Below are 4,194 nucleotides of genomic sequence, written 5' to 3' on the forward strand. Positions count from 1 at the left end.
GCGGGGCCATTGCGGGTGAGTTTTCTGATGGCAGAAGCTTCCGGTCAACCCGGCTCTTCTGGGGCTCAGCAGGCGGGGCGTCCTGAGGGATGACGGATCCACTCCACCCGGCAAGACTGAAGGGCCAACGAGTGCTGATCGGTTTCGACCCAGGGCGCGACAAATGCGGCATTGCTGTGGTGCAGGTGTTTACGCAAACGGAGCTGAAGGTTTTACACCGGGAGGTGGTCCCTTCCGCGGCAGCGCTGTCTAGACTACAAACGCTCCGGCAACAGTTTCAGGCGGAGCAAGTGATCCTGGGCAATCAGACGACGGCCCAAGCCTGGAAGTCTCAACTGGAATCCATTCTCCCCCCGCAGCAGATTGTCCTGGTGGATGAGCGGCACAGCTCCCAAGAGGCCCGTCAGCGCTACTGGGATTTTCACCCACCGCAGGGATGGGAGCGGCTGTTGCCCAAGGGGATGCGGGTGCCCGCCAAGGCTTACGATGATCTGGTGGCTCTCATTCTGGTGGAGCGGTACTGTCGTGGGCGAGATACGGCTGAGCCGACGTGAGCTTCTACAGGGGATCCTGCTGGGGCTAATGGCGGCAGGATGTGGGGGGCCGGATGCACACCTGCCTCTTGTCGTGGCGCTCAAGCAAGGGATCCCTGCCAGTTTGCTCAACGAGTTTCGCCGCAGGACTCAGGCCCGCTTTCGGCTGCAACTGTTGGATAGTCGGGATCAGTTGTTGGCCTATCTCCGGCAAAGTGTTCAGCCGGCTGATCCGGCCTGGTGGGATCCGGGGGGATGGTTCCGGCGGCGGCTGCCGGTGGCGGCTTTGAGTTTGTTGGGGGCCGACGGATTGGATCGGGCCATAGCTGCCGGTTGGCTGGCTCCTCTGCCGGCAAGCCTGTTGGGAGAACGATGGCAGAATCTGGATCCCCGTTGGCAAGCTGCGGCACTCCGGGAGGGGCAGATTTGGGGTGTGCCCTGGCGCTGGGGGGTAACGGCCATTGCCTACCGCCGGGATCGGGTGAGGGAGCCCATTCGGGACTGGGCGGATCTGTGGCGGCCTGAGCTGGCCGGCAAACTGACTCTGCCGGATCATCCGCGGGAGGTGATTGGGCTAACCCTAAAGAAAATGGGCCGCTCCTACAACGATCCCCTCAACCCTGAGGATGTCGAATTACGTCAAGAGCTGGGATCCCTGCATCGCCAGGTTTTAACTTACACCTCTTCCGACTACCTGCCCATCTTGCGCTTGGCCGATAGCTGGGTGGCCGTGGGCTGGTCGCAGGATCTCTACGCCACCCAAGCCAACTACCCTGAGCTGGCAGTGGTGATCCCGGCCTCCGGATCCGCCATCTGGTGGGATGTCTGGGTGCGACCCCACGTCGAAGACAATGCCCACACAGAATCAACCCAGACAGATTCCGGATCCCTGTTGGCTGACTGGCTTGATTTTGTCTTGAATCCTGAATTTGCCCCCCGCTTGGTCAATCTGAGCGGGATCCCTTCGGTTTTGCCGCTGGATTTGGCTCAACTTGCCCCACGCCTGCAACGCAGAGCCGACTTGCAAATCTCCACTTGGCAACGCTCGGAGATCTGGCGCCCCCTGAGCTCAGCCGAAGCCGAGTCCTATCTCAACCTCTGGGATCAAATGCGGCGGGGCCTTTTGTAGAAACACAGCGAGCGCGAGCCCTCCACTCTGCAACACTTCGTCAAGGTCCGCAATGCTTCTGAGGAGCTGTGGTAGGATGCCTGCTGTCTGATGAGCCAGTCGCATTTGCATCGAGGAGAGCACCTTGAGCCTGAGAGTTGCTGTTGTGGGGGGCGGGCCAGCCGGAGCCTCTGCTGCTGAAGTTCTAGCCCAAGCGGGAATTGAAACCTTTTTGTTTGAGCGGAAGCTGGACAATGCTAAGCCCTGTGGGGGCGCCATTCCTCTCTGTATGGTCTCAGAATTTGACCTTCCCCCCGAGATCATCGACCGCAAAGTGCGCAAGATGAAGATGATCTCCCCCTCCAACTATGAGGTGGATATCGCCCTTGAAAAGGAAAACGAATACATCGGCATGTGCCGCCGCGAGATCTTGGATGCCTTCTTGCGCAATCGTGCCCACCAAAAAGGGGCGGAGCTGATCAACGGCAAGGTAATGCATCTGGAAATCCCCCAGAATGGCCGGGATCCCTACATCCTGCACTACAACGATTTTTCCGACGGATCGAGGCAAGGGGTGCCGCGTTCTTTGGCTGTGGATGTGGTGATCGGGGCGGATGGGTTCCACTCCAAGGTGGCAGAAGCCATTGGTGCTGGAGACTATAACTATGCGCTGGCCTTTCAGGAGCGCATCCGGCTCCCGGACGACAAAATGGCCTACTACGCAGAGCGGGCAGAAATGTATGTGGGGGACGATGTTTCTCCAGACTTTTATGCCTGGGTGTTTCCCAAGTCCAACCATGTAGCCGTGGGCACCGGCACCATGAGGGCAAACCAAGCCCACATCCAAAAGTTGCAAGCTGGGATCCGCGCCCGTGCTGCCGAGCGTATCCGCGGCGGCCAGGTGATCAAGGTGGAAGCCCATCCGATCCCAGAGCATCCCCGTCCGCGCCGTGTGGTGGGCCGTGCTGCTTTGGTGGGAGATGCGGCGGGATACGTCACCAAATCCAGCGGCGAAGGGATCTATTTTGCCGCCAAGTCAGGCCGCATGTGCGCCGAGACCATCGTCGAGACCTCCAACGGTGGCAAGCGCATTCCCACAGAGGAGGATCTAAAACTGTATCTCAAGCGCTGGGATCGCCAGTACGGCCTGACCTACAAGGTCTTGGACATCCTGCAGCGGGTGTTCTACCGTTCCAATGCCACCCGCGAAGCCTTTGTGGAGATGTGCGCCGACCGGGACGTGCAGAGGATGACCTTTGACAGCTACCTCTACAAGACGGTAGTGCCCATGAGCCCTTGGGTGCAGTTCAAGATCACGGTCAAAACCCTGGGCAGCCTGATTCGCGGCAACGCTTTGGCTCCCTGAAGTAACCCTACTGCCACTGGAAGGTCACCGTAACGCGATCCCAATTGGCCTCGGTTTTCAGCACACTGGCGGAGGCCCTTTGTCCGGGGGGCACGTCGCTGGGCTCAAACGCTGCCACTCGCGTATCGACAACTTCTTCTCCCCGATAGAAGGTGAAACGAGCACGGGCGTTGAGAACCGTGCGGGTGCTGCGGTTGATCGCTTCCACGCTTAGGCGGCTACCGGCCCCCACTCGTTCTTCCCGAATGGATCCCACGATTACAAAATCTCCTGGGCTAGCGGCAGACTCGGCTGGGGTGGCGGTCGGAACTGGGGTGCCAGGCTGTGGGGCCGTCTCGCTTTGCTTGGGATCCGACTGCCTCAGCAGCTCCAAAACACGGGCCAACTCCTGCTGAAAGAAAACAAAGGCTTCCCGCGATTGGTTGGCCACCTGGGCCAAAATCAGTCGATCCGACTCCTCTACCGGAATTTCCAGGAGGGGAGCTGGCCCTTTTAGGGTGACTCGGATGCTGGCGACTTCTTGGTTGATGAACTTATCCAGGTAGGGAAAGATGTTGAGAATGCAATCTTGGAAGGATCCCATCGGCATGATGCGATTGTTGGTCAGCACCAAGTCGGCCCGCTCACAGCTAGTCCGATCCTCCATATCAATTTCCAAGGGCACCCGAAAGGAGCCGAGGCTGGTGTTGGTGATGGTAACCCCAATGCCGTACACCTCCTGCCGCCAGCCGTGAACGATCTCCAGGCTGGGGCTGGTGACTTCCTCGGTGAAATACTCTCCGGCCCAGGTCGGGGATCCCCACAGAGGCAGGGCCAATAGCAGCACAGGGAAATGGCAGGTCAGTCTCCCCTTCACCTCAACCTTCCTTAACTCAACTCGCGGACTTTGGGGCAGAGCAGCGGTGTTTCTTGCTCCCCCGGGATGGCAATAGCCTAACCCAGGGCTGGCGCAAACCAGGGGGAGTCTTTGAATAATCTTTCCAACAATAACGGCTTTGAACTTCATCCGCTCTGCCCAAAGGGATAGCCCAGTACCCGGTCTTCATCGAGCTGGGGGTTGCCTTTGCGGTGGATCCCAGGGGCCATTTTGTCGGGGCAGCGCCACCGGCTTTGCCGTTTTCCGCCTTGCCAAGCAAGGGATCCCGTCTGCGATAGGATCAGAAGGTTCAGCTTACTAGCGCAGGAGC

General features: G+C 59.3%; 5 protein-coding genes. 3 read left to right on the forward strand and 2 right to left on the reverse strand.

The window, feature by feature from the left end; genetic code table 11:
• Positions 1-89 precede the first annotated feature (89 nt).
• The 3 genes from ruvX to chlP all read left to right on the forward strand — a co-directional run bounded on the left by ruvX (position 90) and on the right by chlP (position 3,007).
• A complete protein-coding gene (gene ruvX, locus NW819_RS12020; RefSeq protein WP_414331042.1) occupies positions 90-554 on the forward strand; it encodes a Holliday junction resolvase RuvX in 465 nt (154 codons plus the stop codon).
• Positions 526-1,662, forward strand: a complete 1,137-nt coding sequence (locus NW819_RS12025; protein WP_414413880.1) for an extracellular solute-binding protein — start codon at positions 526-528, stop codon at positions 1,660-1,662. The genes ruvX and NW819_RS12025 overlap by 29 nt, the downstream gene beginning before the upstream one ends.
• 124 nt (positions 1,663-1,786) lie before the next feature.
• Entirely contained in the window at positions 1,787-3,007 is a 1,221-nt protein-coding gene (chlP, locus tag NW819_RS12030; protein WP_414350952.1) for a geranylgeranyl reductase, read from the forward strand.
• A gap of 7 nt (positions 3,008-3,014) precedes the next feature.
• Here chlP and NW819_RS12035 read toward each other — a convergent pair whose 3' ends face one another.
• Both NW819_RS12035 and NW819_RS12040 read right to left on the reverse strand, forming a co-directional pair.
• Complete coding sequence (locus NW819_RS12035) at positions 3,015-3,833, reverse strand: hypothetical protein (protein WP_414400412.1); 819 nt, start codon at positions 3,831-3,833, stop codon at positions 3,015-3,017.
• 176 nt (positions 3,834-4,009) lie between these two features.
• Positions 4,010-4,194, reverse strand: a 185-nt coding sequence (locus tag NW819_RS12040; RefSeq protein ID WP_414413881.1) for a hypothetical protein, incomplete at its 5' end; no start/stop codon positions are given.

The organism is Synechococcus sp. R8-2 (assembly GCF_047461715.1).
Classification (GTDB): Bacteria; Cyanobacteriota; Cyanobacteriia; order Thermostichales; family Thermostichaceae; genus Thermostichus.

What these genes read in the sequence shown, in the direction of transcription:
- ruvX (WP_414331042.1), top strand. Translation starts at nt 90, where the DNA reads ATGACGGATCCACTCCACCCGGCAAGACTGAAGGGCCAACGAGTGCTG.